The sequence below is a fragment of the Tsukamurella tyrosinosolvens genome, assembly GCF_900104775.1.
GTDB lineage: Bacteria > Actinomycetota > Actinomycetes > Mycobacteriales > Mycobacteriaceae > Tsukamurella > Tsukamurella tyrosinosolvens.
Map to the genome: position 1 here is coordinate 258,756 of NZ_FNSA01000003.1, position 15,208 is coordinate 273,963.

At 71.7% G+C, this 15,208-nt stretch carries 14 protein-coding genes; 8 read left to right on the plus strand and 6 right to left on the minus strand.

Translation table 11 applies throughout. The annotated features are described in order from the left end of the window. The first annotated feature begins 70 nt into the window (after nucleotides 1-70). Nucleotides 71-976: a LysR substrate-binding domain-containing protein gene (locus BLW32_RS02715; protein ID WP_068740582.1), complete on the plus strand. Its 906-nt coding sequence runs from the start codon at nucleotides 71-73 to the stop codon at nucleotides 974-976. On the opposite strand, the gene BLW32_RS02720 is transcribed toward BLW32_RS02715, so the two are convergent. Continuing rightward, the gene (locus BLW32_RS02720) at nucleotides 963-2,321 is read right to left on the minus strand and encodes an MFS transporter (RefSeq protein ID WP_068740583.1); all 1,359 of its coding nucleotides are present in this window, start codon (nucleotides 2,319-2,321) and stop codon (nucleotides 963-965) included. The two genes, BLW32_RS02715 and BLW32_RS02720, sit on opposite strands and share 14 nt — an antisense overlap. Nucleotides 2,322-2,407: 86 nt before the next feature. On the opposite strand from BLW32_RS02720, the gene BLW32_RS02725 reads away from it, so the two are divergent. Together BLW32_RS02725 and BLW32_RS02730 are read left to right on the plus strand one after the other, a co-directional pair. After that, entirely contained in the window at nucleotides 2,408-3,808 is a 1,401-nt protein-coding gene (locus BLW32_RS02725) for an MFS transporter (RefSeq protein ID WP_231857313.1), read from the plus strand. 10 nt (nucleotides 3,809-3,818) lie between these two features. Beyond that, nucleotides 3,819-4,136: a helix-turn-helix domain-containing protein gene (locus tag BLW32_RS02730; RefSeq protein ID WP_068740584.1), complete on the plus strand. Its 318-nt coding sequence runs from the start codon at nucleotides 3,819-3,821 to the stop codon at nucleotides 4,134-4,136. A 1-nt stretch (nucleotide 4,137) separates the two neighbouring features. Here the strand turns inward: BLW32_RS02730 and BLW32_RS02735 are convergent, their stop codons facing one another. After that, the gene (locus BLW32_RS02735; RefSeq protein ID WP_068740585.1) at nucleotides 4,138-5,211 is read right to left on the minus strand and encodes an adenylate/guanylate cyclase domain-containing protein; all 1,074 of its coding nucleotides are present in this window, start codon (nucleotides 5,209-5,211) and stop codon (nucleotides 4,138-4,140) included. A 31-nt stretch (nucleotides 5,212-5,242) separates the two neighbouring features. On the opposite strand from BLW32_RS02735, the gene BLW32_RS02740 reads away from it, so the two are divergent. Further along, nucleotides 5,243-6,619: an L-serine ammonia-lyase gene (locus BLW32_RS02740; RefSeq protein WP_068740586.1), complete on the plus strand. Its 1,377-nt coding sequence runs from the start codon at nucleotides 5,243-5,245 to the stop codon at nucleotides 6,617-6,619. A 25-nt stretch (nucleotides 6,620-6,644) separates the two neighbouring features. Here BLW32_RS02740 and BLW32_RS02745 read toward each other — a convergent pair whose 3' ends face one another. Beyond that, nucleotides 6,645-7,379, minus strand: coding sequence for a hypothetical protein (locus BLW32_RS02745; RefSeq protein ID WP_139286028.1), 735 nt, complete (start codon nucleotides 7,377-7,379; stop codon nucleotides 6,645-6,647). 57 nt (nucleotides 7,380-7,436) lie between these two features. On the opposite strand from BLW32_RS02745, the gene BLW32_RS02750 reads away from it, so the two are divergent. Continuing rightward, nucleotides 7,437-7,841 (plus strand): NUDIX hydrolase, encoded by a 405-nt coding sequence (locus BLW32_RS02750; protein WP_068740588.1) that lies wholly within the window; start codon nucleotides 7,437-7,439, stop codon nucleotides 7,839-7,841. Beyond that, entirely contained in the window at nucleotides 7,838-8,995 is a 1,158-nt protein-coding gene (locus BLW32_RS02755) for a winged helix-turn-helix domain-containing protein (RefSeq protein ID WP_068740589.1), read from the plus strand. The genes BLW32_RS02750 and BLW32_RS02755 overlap by 4 nt, the downstream gene beginning before the upstream one ends. On the opposite strand, the gene BLW32_RS02760 is transcribed toward BLW32_RS02755, so the two are convergent. After that, on the minus strand, nucleotides 8,983-9,780 hold the full coding sequence (locus tag BLW32_RS02760; RefSeq protein ID WP_068740590.1) for a Fic family protein: 798 nt from the start codon (nucleotides 9,778-9,780) through the stop codon (nucleotides 8,983-8,985). The two genes, BLW32_RS02755 and BLW32_RS02760, sit on opposite strands and share 13 nt — an antisense overlap. Before the next feature lie 104 nt (nucleotides 9,781-9,884). After that, nucleotides 9,885-11,420, minus strand: a complete 1,536-nt coding sequence (locus BLW32_RS02765; protein ID WP_068740591.1) for an ATP-binding cassette domain-containing protein — start codon at nucleotides 11,418-11,420, stop codon at nucleotides 9,885-9,887. A gap of 445 nt (nucleotides 11,421-11,865) precedes the next feature. Here BLW32_RS02765 and BLW32_RS02770 point away from each other — a divergent pair, with 445 nt between their 5' ends. After that, a complete protein-coding gene (locus tag BLW32_RS02770; protein WP_068523425.1) occupies nucleotides 11,866-13,176 on the plus strand; it encodes an ROK family transcriptional regulator in 1,311 nt (436 codons plus the stop codon). A gap of 4 nt (nucleotides 13,177-13,180) precedes the next feature. On the opposite strand, the gene BLW32_RS02775 is transcribed toward BLW32_RS02770, so the two are convergent. Then, a complete protein-coding gene (locus BLW32_RS02775) occupies nucleotides 13,181-14,383 on the minus strand; it encodes a DUF7373 family lipoprotein (protein ID WP_139286029.1) in 1,203 nt (400 codons plus the stop codon). A gap of 493 nt (nucleotides 14,384-14,876) precedes the next feature. Here BLW32_RS02775 and BLW32_RS02780 point away from each other — a divergent pair, with 493 nt between their 5' ends. Further along, entirely contained in the window at nucleotides 14,877-15,179 is a 303-nt protein-coding gene (locus tag BLW32_RS02780) for a hypothetical protein (RefSeq protein WP_068740593.1), read from the plus strand. The last annotated feature ends 29 nt before the right edge of the window (nucleotides 15,180-15,208 follow it).

Consider the following 15,208-nt stretch of genomic DNA (forward strand, 5'->3'; position numbering starts at 1 on the left):
GATCGGAGCGGAGTAAGCACAAGCGCATATTTCTGCACTATCATTCAGTAGAACTGAATGGAGGCTTCTCATGCTCGACGCGCACCGGCTCATGATCTTCCGCTCCGTCGCCGCCACGGGTTCCGTGGCCGCGGCGGCGGCCAGCCTCGGCTACACCCCGTCGGCCGTCTCGCAGCACGTCGCCGCCCTGCAGCGTGAGACGGGGCTCAAGCTCCTGGAACGGGTCGGACGGGGCGTCGAGCTCACCCCCGCCGGGCGGGTGCTGGCCACCGAGGCCGACGGGGTGCTCAGCAGCCTCAACGACCTCGGCGCCACCGTCGACGACCTGCGGGCCGGCAAGGCCAACCGGATCACCATGAACGTCTTCGCCACCGCCGGCACGCACTGGATGCCGTCGGTCGTGCAGACGCTCAGCGCCGAGTTCCCCGATACCCGCCTGCGCCTGCGGATCGAGGACGAGGTCACCGAGATCGCCGCCCGCCGGCCGGATCTCGCCGTCGCGGTGCGCCAGGAGCACGGGCAGACGACCGCGGTGCAGGGCTTCTCCCACGAGGACCTCGTGGTGGAGTCCTACGTCGCCGTCGTGCCCGCGGATCACGCGTTCGCGGGCCGGGAGCTGGTGGACATGGCCGAGCTCGAACACGAGCGCTGGATCGACAACGACGTGCGGCGCGGCGCGTGCCGCCAGGCCGTGCTCGATGCTTGCGCCGCAGCGGGGTTCACGCCCCGCTTCGTGGTCGAGACCACCGACTACCCGTCGGCGCTGCGGTTCGTCGCCCGGGGCGTCGGCGTCACCGTCCTGCCGCGCCTCGGCGCCACCGAGCTGCCGCCCGGCACCGTCGCCGTCGACGTGTGCAACCCCGCGCCGCGGCGCACCATCGTCGCCTACGTCAAGGACTCCGAGTGCCGGAACCCCGTGGTGCGCAGGGCCATGCACCTGCTCCGCGAGGCCGCCGCGAGTTCTAATCGTCCGTGAGGCGGGTGGCGACGAGGACCGTCGCCACCGCCGAGGCGAGTGGCACCAGTAGAGCCATGGCGAATCCCGTGTGCCCCCACGCGAGAGTTTGCGCGAAGATCCCACCGGCGCACGCGATCGCGAGGGCGGTGCCCACCGCTTCGGAGAGCTTGAGGGCGCTGGAGTTGGCGCCCTGCTGGTCGTCCGCGCTGAGGCCGAGCAGAAGGATCGACAGGGTCGGCAGCGCCAGGCCCATGCCGAACCCGCCGATCCCCCACGCCACGAAGATCACCGGCCACGGGGCATCGATCGCGAACGCCGACGCGACGGCGGTGAGGGCGAGCGCCAGCAGACCGGACCCGATCAGTGGGAGGCGCCGGCGGACCGGCCCCGTCGCGGGGATCCGCGCCTGCACCTGCGAGGCGAGCGCCCACAGCAGGGCTGCGCCCGTCATCACCGAGCCCGCGGCGAACGGCGAGAGCCGGTCGACGTGCACCAGGTACAGCGGAACGTAGATCTCCGCGGCGAAGAAGGCGCCCGCCAGGAGGAGGTTCGCGAGCATGAGCCGCGGGATACCCGCCCGGCCGGTCAGAGACCCCGCGGGCAACATTCGCCGCGTCGCCACCAGTGCGGCGGCCAGACAGGCCACCGCGACCGCGAGGAGCACGGCGCCGCCCTTCGGTGCGGCGAACTGCGCGACGGCCATGGTCGTGCCCGCCGCGAGGGCCGCGAGCAACAGCCCGCGATCCGGCGGATCCTCATGGCGGTAGGCCGATTCGTCGAACCCGGCGGTGGCGCGCAGGGTCGCGGCGAGGGCCAGCAGCGACGGCCCCGCCAGCCCCAGGAAGACCCAGCGCCACCCCACCGTGTCGACGGCGAGCCCCGCGAGGGCGGGACCGATGAGCGACGGCACGACCCACGCCGTCGAGTACGCGGCGAAGACCCGCGGGCGCCCGTCCTCCGGTACCAGCCGCCCGACCATGGCGTAGAGCACGACGCTGATCAGGCCGCTCCCCAGGCCCTGCACGCCGCGACCCACCGCCAGCACCCCCATGCCGGGTGCCGCACCGACGATCACCAGGCCGACCGCGAACAGCAGTGCGCCCGTGATCAGTGGCGGCTTCACGCCGGCCCGGTCCACCCAGGGACCGACCCACGCGATCGCGACGATCATCGCCGCGAAGGCGGCGCCGAACGCCACCGAGTACTCGGCGGTCGCGCCGAACTCGGCCGCGGCGCGCGGCAGCACGGTGCCGACGGCGAGGGTCTCGAAGGCGGAGAACGCGATCAGCGCGACAGACCCGATCAGGAACCAGCGCAGCCGGGCCCGATCGGGAGCCGTCCGGGCGTCCGCGTCGGTAGTCATCCTCGGCACGCTAATACGTCGACCATGGTTGAGGTCAACCGAGAAAACCGGTTGATCGCACAGTCCCCGAGCGGCATCGTGGAAAGGTGCATACCGACCCCAGCCCCCGCAGCCGCGTGCCCCGCATGCTGCGGCCGCTGCTGCGCCGGGACTACCGCCTCCTCTTCGTGACGTTGCTCTGCGCGCTGACCACCGACGGCATGTGGCTGGTCTCCGTCGTGTGGCAGGTGATCGACATGGGCGGCTCCGCCACCAGCGTCTCGCTGGTCTCGGGCGCCGCCTCCATCGGCCTGCTCGTCTCCACCCTCGCGGGCGGGGTGCTCGCGGACCGGGTCTCGCAGCAGCGCATCCTGTTCGTGCTGGAGCTGCTCAAGGTCGCGGTCATCGGCGGCATCGGCGCGCTGATCGTCGCGGACGCCATCACGGTGCCGATCCTCATGGCCGGTTCCCTCGCGCTGGGGCTGGTGTCGGGCTTCTACTTCCCCGCCTACTCCGCGCTGGTGCCGCGGCTCGTGCCGGCCGCCGAGCTGCTCGCGGTCAACGGCTACGAGTCGGCCGTCCGTCCCGCGGCCGCGATGGCCGTCGGACCGGCGGTCGCGGCGTGGATCATCGCCGTCGCCGACCCCGGTGCGGCGCTGCTGGTAGCGGGCGGGATCTGCCTGTTCGCCGCGCTCTGGGTGGTCCGCATCCGGGTCCCGGAGGCCGACGATGCCGACGAGGCCGAGTCCGGCTCGCCGCTGCGCGACCTCTGGGAGGGCATCGGCTACGTGCGGCGGACCCCGTGGCTGCTGGCGACCCTGCTCTTCGCGAGCCTGATGGTGCTGGTCACCGTGGGCCCGATCGACGTCCTGCTGCCCTTCGCGATCAAGGACCAGGCGCACGGCGCCGCGAGTGAACACTCGATGATCCTGGCGGCCTACGGTTTCGGCGGCGTGGCCGGCGCGCTGTTCATGGCCGCCCGGCGGATGCCCCGGCGCTACCTGACCGTGATGATGGGGATCTGGGGCGTCGCGTCGCTGCCGATGCTGGTGTTCGGCCTGGCCGAGAGCGTCTGGCCCATGGTGGTCGCCGGCTTCGTGCTCGGCGTGCTGTTCGAGGCGCCGGTGGTGATCTGGGGGACCCTGCTACAGCGCCGGGTACCGCGACGGTTGCTGGGCCGGGTCTCCAGCCTGGACTTCTTCGTCTCACTCGTGTTCATGCCCCTGTCCTTCGCGGTGGCGGGCCCGGTGAGCCAGGCGATCGGCCTCACCGCGACCTTCGCCCTCGCCGCTCTGATCCCGATCCCGCTCGCGGTGGTCGCCATCCTCGCCGCGCGGATGCCGCAGGACGAGCTGGAGCACCCGCTGCGCGAGGACGACGAGGACGCGGGGGACGACGATGGGGACGGCACCGTCGAGCCCGGGTCCGATGCCCGGGCGGACGCCGCCCGCGACGCGCCGGTTTCGCCGACCGTGAACGCTCCGCCCGGGGAACGCACCGTCGGATAGGCTGAGACGTATGACGAGCGGGGTGGCGAGCATCGAGACGCACGAGTCGGCGGAGGCCGCGCGCCCCGCGCTGCTGCGCGAGGTGTTCGGGCGCGTCCTGCGGCAGGAGCGCACCCGCCAGGGCCGCACGCTCGCCGAGGTCGCGCGGGACGCCGGCGTCTCCACGCAGTACCTCTCCGAGGTCGAGCGCGGGCGCAAGGAGGCCTCGTCGGAGGTCCTCGCCAGCGTCTGCGACGCGCTCGGCGGCTCGATGATCGAGTTCGTCGGCGGCGTTCACCGCGAGCTGCTCGGCGCGCGCACGCGCCCGGTGGCGCTCGCCGCGGCCTGAGCTACTCCTCGGTCGCGGCGGCCTCCGCTGCGGCCGCTTCCGCCTCGTCGGCTGCCTCGGCCTCCTTCGCCTCGGCCTCCTTCGCGGCGCGGGTGTCCTTGTCGTACCGCAGCAGGTGCGGGTGCACGGCCCGGAAGCCGCGGGCCCGGTAGGCGCGCAGACTGCGGGTCTCCAGCCCCGGCACGTCGGCGATCGCCTGCGTGAAGTTGTCGTCGATGAGCACCGTCCCCGGGCGCGCGGCGCTGGTCAGCCGGGCCGCCAGGTTCACGACGCTGCCGAACAGGTCGCCGTAGCGCTGCAGCACCTCGCCGTAGGCCATGCCCACGCGCAGCTGCGGGAACTCGATCTCGATGACGTCCAGCTCGGGGTACTCGTGGGGCTCCTGCAGCTCGAGGCCGATCCGGGCCGCGGCCGCGGGGTCCTCGGCCGCGAACATGACCTCGTCGCCGACGCCCTTGATGATCCACCCGCCGCCGCCGTAGATCACCGCCTGCATCCGCGCTTCGAACGTCGCGACCAGGGTGTTGAGCTCCTCGACCGCGAGCCCGCGGCTGAGCCGGGTGTAGCCGACCATGTCCGCGAAGCCGACGGCCATCATGGCGGTCATCGCGTCGGACGAGTCGTGGGTCACGAGGCGCTGGGTGGCCGTCGACAGGTGCCGCCGCCAGACGTGGGCCTGCAGGTTCTCCATCTTGTCGATGACCTGCGCGACGCCGGCCGACGGATCCTTCACGCCGGCGTCGTGCGCCGTGTCGAGGTGGGCCTTGACGATGCCGGCCTGCCACTCGGCGAGCCGGTACATCGCCTGGCCGAGGGACTGCGCGCCGGGCAGCACGGCCTCGCGGTCGATGACGTCCAGCGCGAACAGGTCGGCGAGGTCCTTGACGATGGCCACGTCGTCCGCCGTGAAGGCCGGCTGGTCGTCGTCGCGCAGGTCGGCGAACCCCGCGGAGGTCCACCAGACGCGGAGGTCCTCCACGTCGATGCCGCCCTGCTCGGCGAGCTCGCGGAAGGTGTACTTGCGTTCGCCCGGGAGGAGCAGCCCGTCGATGTCCAGATCTTCGGCGTCGCCCATGCATCCACTGTATGGGGCATAGGCTGGACGGGTGACGATCAGTGTGTTCGACCTGTTCTCGGTGGGCATCGGCCCGTCGAGTTCCCACACCGTGGGGCCGATGCGGGCGGGCGCGGATTTCGCCGATGAGCTGCGGTCTTCTCCCTCGACGGTGCGCGCGGTCGTCGTCGACCTGTACGGCTCTCTCGCCGCGACCGGGCGCGGCCACGGCACACAACCTGCTGTGCTGCTGGGCCTGGAGGGCAACCGCCCGGAGACCGTGGACCCCGACTACGTCGAGAAGCGCGGCGCCGAGATCGAGGCCACCCGCAGGGTGAGCTTCGGCAGACGCGACGAGGTGCCGCTGTGCGCCGAGGACATCGTGCTGCACCCGCTCACGGTGCTGCCGCGGCACACCAACGGCATCCGGTTCCGGGCGGAGCTCGCCGACGGCACGGTGCACGAGGCCGTCTACTACTCGGTGGGCGGCGGCTTCGTCGAGCGCGAGTCCGGCGCCGACACCGTGAATCCGCTCGCCGGAACCCCCGGCGTGCCCCACGACTTCGACACCGCCGCCGCGCTCCTGGAGACGTGTCCGCGCACCGGCCGCACGGTCCCTCAGCTGATGCTGGAGAACGAGATCGCGCTGCACGGCGGACCGTCGGACGTGGCGGAACGGGAGGTCCGCGCCGGGCTGCTGCACATCTGGGAGGTCATGGAGGCCTGCATCGAGCGGGGCTTCCGCGCCGAGGGCATGCTGCCCGGCGGGCTGGGGGTCAAGCGGCGCGCGCCGGGGCTGTACCGCCGGCTCATCGATTCCGACGGTGCCGACGCCATGGACTGGCTCAACGTCGCGGCCATGGCCGTCAACGAGGAGAACGCCTGCGGCGGCCGGATCGTCACCGCGCCGACCAACGGCGCGGCGGGGATCGTGCCGGCGGTGCTGTACTACGCGCTGAAGTTCCGGCCGCACCTCGCCGAGCGCCGCGAGGAGACGGTGTGCGACTACCTGCTGACCGCCGCCGCGATCGCGGTGCTCTACAAGCGTCGCGCGTCGATCTCGGGCGCCGAGGTGGGCTGCCAGGGCGAAGTCGGCTCCGCGTGCTCGATGGCCGCGGGCGCGCTCGCGCAGGTCATGGGTGCCACGCCCGCGCAGGTGGAGAACGCCGCCGAGATCGGCATCGAGCACAACCTGGGCCTGACCTGCGACCCCATCGGCGGCCTCGTGCAGATCCCCTGCATCGAGCGCAACGCCATCGCCTCGGTGAAGGCCGTGAACGCCGCCCGCATCGCCCTGCACGGCGACGGCACGCACCGCGTCTCGCTGGATCAGGCCATCGAGACCATGCGCCAGACCGGCGCCGACATGCTGTCGAAGTACAAGGAGACCTCCCTCGGCGGCCTCGCCGTCAACGTGCCGGAGTGTTGAGGGACCGCGATGTAGGGCGTTGGCCTCAGTCTTTGCAGATGCCGTTGATTTGACCGGCGAGATTGTCGACCAGGTCGCCTTGGAACTTCACGTCGGCGGCCGGTTCACGGCGTTCGTAAGAGTCCAGGATGGCTACAAACGCGGTGATCCAGTCCTGCACCGTGCTGCGAATGGGTTCGGCGGCGTTTGGCGAGATGCGTGAGGCCAGTTGCGAAAGAGACTGGCGCGCCTTAGCGATATCTGCGTCGAGCGTTGGCCGAGAGTAGTCCAACGGCGTCTCGAATTTCGGCAACTGCTGCGACGTCAGCCCTCCTGCGACGCAAACGCTCGCCTTGGAGGTCATGGTGCCTCGTAAGCGGTAGTCGTAGGCGGAGGTGCCCGCCGCTGACGAACTGGCCGCGGTGGATGGGGCGGCGGTGCCCGAGGTGTCGCTGGAGCGCGTGAGGGCGAAAGTCAGAGCTGCACCCGCGATGAGCGCGATGACGACCGCGATGACGACGAAGATGATCGTCTTGCTCGACCGCTTCGGAGGGGCGGGTGGCGGGAACTGGGGCGGCATCCCCGGCTGCGCGCCTTGGAACGGCGGCCCCTGGAATTGCGAGGGCGTCCCCGACTGCGGCGTCTGGTCCTCCGGTGGCTGCTGCCCCTGTGTCATGCGTTCCTCCCCGTGCGCCGGTGCGGCGAGCACCGCGTCGATGCGGACATGGTAGCGGTGCACGACGTGGAACCGGCCGCGCAGCGGCGGCATCCCACCGTCCACCTGCGTCCCCTACCTGCTGCGGCGAAACGTGTCAGTGGCCGTCGCTAGGGTGGCGGCATGGACGTGCTCACGGTGGCTGCGGTGTGTTTCCGGGACGAGGCCGGGCGGGTGCTCACGGTGCGCAAACGCGGTACCGATGCCTTCATGCTGCCCGGCGGCAAGCTGGAGCCGGGGGAGGCCGCGGTCGACTGCGCGGTCCGCGAGATCGACGAGGAGCTCGGCGTCGCGCTGACGACGGAGGACCTCACCCACCTGGTGTCGTGGCGCGGCCCCGCCGCGAACGAGGCGAACACCGACATCGAGTCCACGGTGTTCGCCACCGCGCTGCGGGTCGAGCCGCGGGCCGCGGCCGAGATCGCGGAGGCCCGCTGGCTGGACCCGGCCGACCACGGCGACGTCACCATCGCGCCGATGCTGGAGCAGTACCTCTTCCCGCGGCTGGCGGGCGCCCCCATCGCATGAGGATCACCCAGCCGCAGGCCCGCCGGATCGCCCTCGCCGCCCAGGGCTTCGAGCCGGGCTTCGCCGGCGCCGCGGCGCCGACGATGCGGCAGGTGCAGAAGACGATCGACCGGCTCAAGCTCATCCAGATCGACAGCGTCAACGTGGTCGCCCGCAGCCAGTACCTCCCGGTCTTCGCGCGCCTCGGCGACTACGACACCGCGCTGCTCGACCGCGCCCGCGACAAGAACCCGCGGCGGCTCGTCGAGGCGTGGGCCCACGAGGCCTCGCTGGTCCCGCCCGAGACCTGGCCGCTGCTGCGGCACCGTCGGACCGCGGACCGGGTGTCGCAGCGGTTCGCGAGCTACGACGATCGGCACCCCGGCCAACTGGACCGGCTGCGCGGCGCGCTCGCCGAACTGCCGCCGCTGACCGCCCGCGCGCTCGAGGCGCACCTGGAGCACGAGCAGGTGGTGGAGAGGACGCACTGGGGTTGGAACTGGTCGTCGGTGAAGGAGGGGCTGGAGGTGCTCTTCCACGCCGGAGAGGTCACCAGCGCCGGCCGCACCAGCCAGTTCGAGCGGCTGTACGCCCCCACGTCGACGGTGCTCGGCCCGCTCGCGGAGCGGGAGGTATCCGACGAGGAAGCGTTCGTCGAGTTGCTGCGGCAGTCGGCGAAGGCGCACGGCATCGGGACGCTGCGCTGCCTGCGCGACTACTTCCGGCTGTCCACCGCGCAGGCGGCGCCGGCCGTCGAGAAGCTCGTCGAAACAGGCGAACTCCTCCCGGTGGAGGCCGACTGGTGGCCCGGCACCGTCTACCTGCACGCGGAGGCCAAGCGGCCGCGGGCGATGTCGGCGCGGGCGCTGCTCTCGCCCTTCGACCCCGTCGTGTGGCAGCGCGAGCGGGCCGAGGCGCTGTTCGACTTCTTCTACCGGATCGAGATCTACACGCCCAAGGAGAAGCGGGTGCACGGCTACTACGTGCTGCCCTTCCTCTTCGGCGACCGGATCGTCGCGCGCTGCGACGTGAAGGCCGACCGCGCGGCGGGGGAGCTGCTCGTGCACTCCACCACCTGGGAGCCCGGCGGCCGCGACGCCGCGTCCGAGGCAGCGCTGGAGCAGACCGTCGCCGAGATGGCCGGCTGGCTGGGGCTCGACGGCTACCGGCTCTGATCCGCGGGCACCGTGATCGCGGTGAAGACGCGGAACAGGGCGTGCGCATCCGGGCGGTAGTGCCCGTAGTCGGGGGCGGATCGTCGGGACGCGCCGTCCCACTGCTTCTTGGTCACCGCGGCGAAGTCGAGGTGGTAGCCGTGCCGCGCCGCCAGGAGCTGCAGCAACGTCTTCGACGAGCGGCCGTTGCCCTCGCGGAACGGGTGCGCGCAGTTGAGATAGGCGTACGCCTCGGCGAGGTGGTGCGCGTAGCCGCGGCGGTCGAGGTGGTGGGCGGGCTTGCGGAGGATCCCTGCGGCGTCGCCGAGGTACCGCTCGATCCATGCGGCGCGGAAGGTCTGGTGGCGCAGGTCCATGTCGTACCGGCGGAAGACGCCCGCCCACGGGTAGACCTCGCCGAACAGGACGCGGTGGATCGCGATGAGGTGCACGCCGTCGAAGGTCGCCGGGACGTCGATCGCCCCCGTCTCGATACCGAACTGCCGCGCCGTGCCGATCTCGAACTCGAGCTGCTGCACCGCGCCCGCGTCACGGATCCCGAGGCGGTTCCGCAGGATCCCCGTTCCGGGATACAGCGTGTCGGCGAAGGCGGCGGGGACGTCGGCGCACTCCGGAGGTCCGACCTCGGCGCCGGCCAGCGCGCGGTCGATCGCGCTGGCGACGTACTCGTCCAGGGTGACAGCGCCGTCCGCCAGTGCGAGCAGTCGCTCGGTGTCCGGGGACGTGGGCGCCCACCCCTCGAGCACGCTGTTGGCGATCGCGCCCAACACCGTCGCTCGATCCATCCCCGCAGCTTATCGAGACCGGTCGTCGTGACATCGGCCGAATCCTGCGGTACGCGGCCGATATGGGCCTCCTACTACCCGAATCGGCCGATTTCACGACTGGATCAGCGGGTGATCTCGACCTCGCGGGTCAGGCCCAGCAGGTCGAGGAAGGCGCGGTCGTGCGAGACGACGACGAGCGCGCCCTCCCACGACTTCAGCGCCTCCACCAGCAGCTCCACCGACGGGACATCGAGGTTGTTGGTCGGCTCGTCCAGCGCCAGCAACGACGGCGCGGGATCCCCGAGCAGGGCGATCGCCAGGGCGAGCCGCAGGCGCTCGCCCCCGCTGAGGGTGCTGACGATCCGCTCGGACTGCCGTCCCCGGAACAGCATCCGGGCGAGCGCGGCGTGCGCGTGCTGGGCGTCGAGGTCGGGGTGGGCGTCGCGCACGGCGTCGAGCAGCGAACCTTCTTCAGCCGCCCCGAAGCGCACGTCCTGCGGGACGTAGCCGATCACCGTCGGCGGCTCCGCGGCCCGGGCGGCATCGATGGCGCGGCGCAGCACCGTCGTCTTGCCCGCCCCGTTGGGACCCACGAGCGCGATTCGCTCCGGACCGACGACCTGCAGCGGACCGTCGTCGAGCTGCGTGCGGTGCAGTCCCGGGCCCGGTTCGGGCATGGCGATCCGGACGGAGCGGTCGTCGCGGACGCCCTCTTTGGCGGCGTCGAGCGCGTCGCGCGCGGAGTCGACGCGGTCCTCGTGGAGGCCGCGGTGCTTGCCCGCCGAGACCTCGGCGGCGTTCTTCCGCAGGCCCGCGATGATCTTCGGGACCCGCTTCTCGGCCTCGGCCTTCGCGGCGAACCGCGCGCGACGATCCAGCTTGATCTGCGCTTCCACCAGGTCGCGGCGCTGCGCCTTGAGGTCGACCTTCGCCGACGTCACGGCCTGTTCCGCGGCGGCCTGCTCGGCGTCGAGCACCTCGCGGTAGTGCGAGTACGGCCCGCCGAAGACGCGGACGGACCCGCGGTACAGCTCGACGGTCGAGTCCATGCGGTCGAGCAGCGTGAGGTCGTGGCTGACCACGACGGCCGTCCCGCCGAATCGCTCCAGCGCCTCGGTGAGCAGGCCGCGGGCGCGCTCGTCGAGGTTGTTGGTCGGCTCGTCGAGGAGCAGGGTGTCGGGGCGGAGCAGCAGCTGACCCGCGATGGCGAGGAGGGTGGCCTCGCCGCCGGACAGCGTGCCGACGGTGCGGTCCAGGGCGCCGAGTCGCAGGCCGAGGCCGTCGAGGACCGCGGTCGCGCGCTCCTCGACGTCCCAGTCGTCGCCGACGGCCTCGAAGTCCTCGGGCTCGGCCGAGCCGCCCTCGATGCGGCGCAGGGCGGCGACGGTGCCGCCGATGCCCAGCGCGTCGGCGAGGGTGTCCTCCGGCCGTGCTTGCGGGTGTTGCGGGACGTAGCCGACCACGCCGGTGCCGCTCACCGAGCCGGCCGTCGGGGTGATCCGACCTGCGAGGATGCGCAGCATGGTGCTCTTGCCGGCGCCGTTGGCGCCGACCAGGGCGGCGCGCCCGGCGGGGATGGTGAAGCTCAGGTCGTCGAAGACGACGGTGCCGTCGGGCCAGCGGAGGGAGAGTGCGGAGACAGCGAGAGAGGTAGCCATGAATGCTCCTTGAGGTCGTCAGGAGCCGCGGCCGGTGGAATGGTCACACCAGGGCGTGCGGCAGGGCCGAGGACGTCTCAGGACAGCATGGCGCCGAGTCTAATCACAGGTGCTTGCGCTCCGCATCGGAATTTCACGGGGACAGGAGTGTGATCTGCGTCCCACTCCGGCCCGTGGCGCTTGTGCGGCGCGCGGTGTGTGGTGCTACTTTCAAACCATGTCCGGGAGTCTTGAGGCCCATCTGCGCGTCGGTTATGAGACCGTCGCGCTGGGCTGCCGTCTCCCCATGGTTCGCGTGCACTGTCGAATGTGTTGCCGCTGAGCGTTCCCGCTCGCACTCTCGCCGGCCCTTCCACCTGGGCTGATCCGTTCGACAACTCCATTTCCACGCCAGCGCCCGGGATGATTCCGGAGGTCGCGGCGTACGCACACACTTCGAGGAACCATGACCGTCGTTGATCTCCCCGCCGTTTCCCCCACTCGCGCCCCGCAGGCCCGTCCCGCGCAGGCCCGCACCGCCCGGCCGCGCAATCCGCTGGCCCGGCCCGCCGCCGCCGAGCGCCAGGTCCGTACGGCCGCCCCCGCCCGCGTCTTCGCCCCGCAGTTGCGGGTCTCGGAGAAGCCCGCCGCTGCCGTGCTCCGCGTCATCCGGCGCGGCGGCCTGGTGCTCCGCGACGAGATCGTGCGCGAGACCCAGCTGTCCGCCGCGACCGTGAACCGCCAGGTCACGGCACTCATCGAGGCGGGCCTGGTGCGCGAGCGCGCCGACCGCGCGGCCAGTGGCGTCGTCGGCCGGCCCCGCCTGCCGCTCGAGGTCGACCCGAACGGCCCCGTCGCCCTCGGCATCCACATCGGCTTCCGCGTGAGCACGGTGACGATGCACGACGTCGCCGGCAAGGTCATCGGCGCGATCCAGATCCCCACGCCCGAGAGCGGCGAGCCCGGTGAGGTGCTGTCGGTGATCGCCACCAGCGCGCGGCGGTTCCTCGCCCGTTGGGACGGTCGTACCGTTCTGGGTGCCGGCGTCGCGATCGGCGGCCGCGTGGACGACCGCGGTGTGGTCGCCGACCATCCGCGCCTCGGCTGGAAGGACGTCGCTCTGGGCGAACGCCTTTCGGGCGCGATCGGCCTGCCCGTGACGGTGGCCCCGCACGTCGAGGCGATGGCCGCCGCCGAGCTGCATCTGTCCGAGGAGTACGAGTCGCAGGGCTCCACCCTGTACTTCTACGGCCGCGAGACCGTGGGCGTCGCGCTCGCGCTGCACGGCGCGGTGCATTCGCCGAAGTCGGGCCCGCACACCATCGGACACCTGCCGACCCGCAACGTCGAGCTGCTCGACCCGAAGCGCACCGGCCGGCTCGAGGACGCCGTCACCGACACCGCTGTCGTGGATGCCGCACGCGCGCAGAAGCTTCCGGTGCGGACCATCGCGGACCTGCACAAGCTGGCCGACGGCGGCAACGAGACCGCGCGGGCCGTCGTCGCCGAGCGCGGTCGGGTGCTGGGCGAGGCCGCCGCGCTGGTGGCAGACATCTTCAACCCGGACCGGCTGATCCTGGGCGGCCAGGCCTTCACCGACCACACCGCGATCCTCCCGCACGTCTCCGCCGCGCTGAAGGCCACCTCGGCCGAGCCGGGCCGGTCGGTGCGGGTCAGCGGGGCCGGTGGGCGCGTGCAGCAGCAGGCCGCCGGTGCCGCCGCGCTCGACGGTGTCTACACCGACCCGCTCGGTGCCGTCTCCCGCGCGGTCGCCTGACCGCTCACTTCGCGTCCTTGACCATGAGGTAGCTCGCCGACGCCTGCTGATGTGCCTGCGTGAGGGTGCCCACGCCGCTGGTCGAGACGTAGTACCGGCCCGCCGCGAAACTGCAGCTGTAAGCCTTGCGGGGAGCTCCGTTGGAGCGAGTGATCGACGACGCGCACCGGGATCCCGGGACGCCCGCCACGGTCGGCTCCTCGCTGGCGTTGCCGGACCCGCCGCCCTCGCCCGTCCGGTAGGCATCGGCGAGATAGCGCGCACTGGTGGCGCTGCGCGTGCGCGTCACCGTCGAGCCGGCGGCGGCGACCAGGTCGACGCCGGCGCGCTCGTGAAGCGTCTTCGTGGCGAGCCAGTCGTCGGCCGCCGCGTTCGCCCAGGCCTGGGGAGTGAGGTAGCCGAGGGCGAGCTGCGCCCCGTCGCCCGTACGGATGACGTCCGGCAGTGTCAGCGACATGATGCCGTCGCGGTCCGGCGGAAGCGTGAGCATCTGATCCGGCGTCGCGGTGAGCGCGCGCATCGCCACCGTCTGCCGGTCGAACCAGGACGTCGCGAGGGCCTCGGCGACCGCATCGGCGACCTCGCTGAAGCCGATGACGAGCAGGTAGTCCTGGAACGGCATCCACCACACCGTGGTGAGGGAGCGGTTCGCCAGGCTGGTCCCCAGGAAGGCGTCGGTGTGGCCGGAGATGGGTGGGGATGGGTTGGAACCCACAGCCGCACGGATGGCCCGTGCCGCGGAGACCGCGTTGTCACTGGTCCGGTACCGGATGACGCCGGTCGTCATGCGCGCGGTGTTCGGCTGGGCACGCTCGACGAGCGCCGTCTGCCGCGCCGAGACGGCGCCGCCGACGTAGCTCCCGTTCTGTGATAGGCCGGAGATCAGCGGGATTCCGAAGACCATCCCCAGCGCGACGTCGGAGGGGAGGACCGGCGTCGTCGACGGCGCGGGCCAGTTGAAGGTCCGGTCCAATTCGGGTGGCGCGATGAGGTGGCCCGACAGCTCGTAGCTCGCCTGGACGCGCCGGTCATTGGAGTCCGTCCGCTCCGGCACCTGGCGCGGGGCCGTCGGGTAGCCGCCGGTGTCGAGGCGGCTCGTCGCGCTCGGGTCGGGCTGGGCGGTCCCGTCCACGACGGTCGCGCAGCCAGTGGCCGCCAGTGCTGTGGTCAGCATCACAGCGATGCCGTGCCGCCGGAATCCCCTCATAGCGGACAGCATTGCACGGATGTGTTGCTGCGGCGTTGACGGGCCGGGGGTGTGCGGGGGCTGCGAATAGTCGGGCGAAAGTTACTGAAATGAATTCTCGTAGTCGATGTAGATGCTTACGAAACTTTGGTGCGCCGCGATTGTCGCGCCGCGGATCCCTGGAGCCTGAGTCCGTGAATCCGGTTCTCACCAGGTCGCTCGTTGCAAACCCGCATACGGTGCAACATGTTCTCGTCGGCCGGTGTCGGCCGCGCCTGCGGGCGCGCGTCGTGGGGGCTCGCGCGGTGCGCGACCGACGCCCGTGACCGTGCACAACGTGATCGACAACCGGAATTGTCGATCGCGATCCTGTGGGGTCTGACCTGGTCGTCTTGCAATCGGACAACGGTGGCTTCAAAGAAGTGCAGTTGCAATGCGGGTGGTACATTCTTTTGCGACAACGAATTCAGTCGGTACGTATGTGCCGCCTGGCTGGGCAGACGGGAGGGTGGCATTGAGTTCCGACAAGGACGCCGGTGCGAACCTCGGCCAGAGCGCCGGTGCGCGCGCCATCGAGGCGCGCGCGGCGATAGCGACGGCGCAGTTGCGGTCGACCGTGACGTCGATCAGTTCCTCGGTGGGCTGCACCAGCTCGCACGGCGAGCGGATCGTCGAGACGATCGACGACCTCATCGACGACGTCATGCCCGAACTCGAGGCCGCCGAGGCCCTCACCGCCGGCCGGGGAGCCTCGGGCCCCGCGTCGCGTCCCTCGGTGTGGGTCGAGGCCCCGTCGACCGCGAGCGCTTCGTCGTGACCCCGTCGATCGTCGCGGCGGTGTCGCCG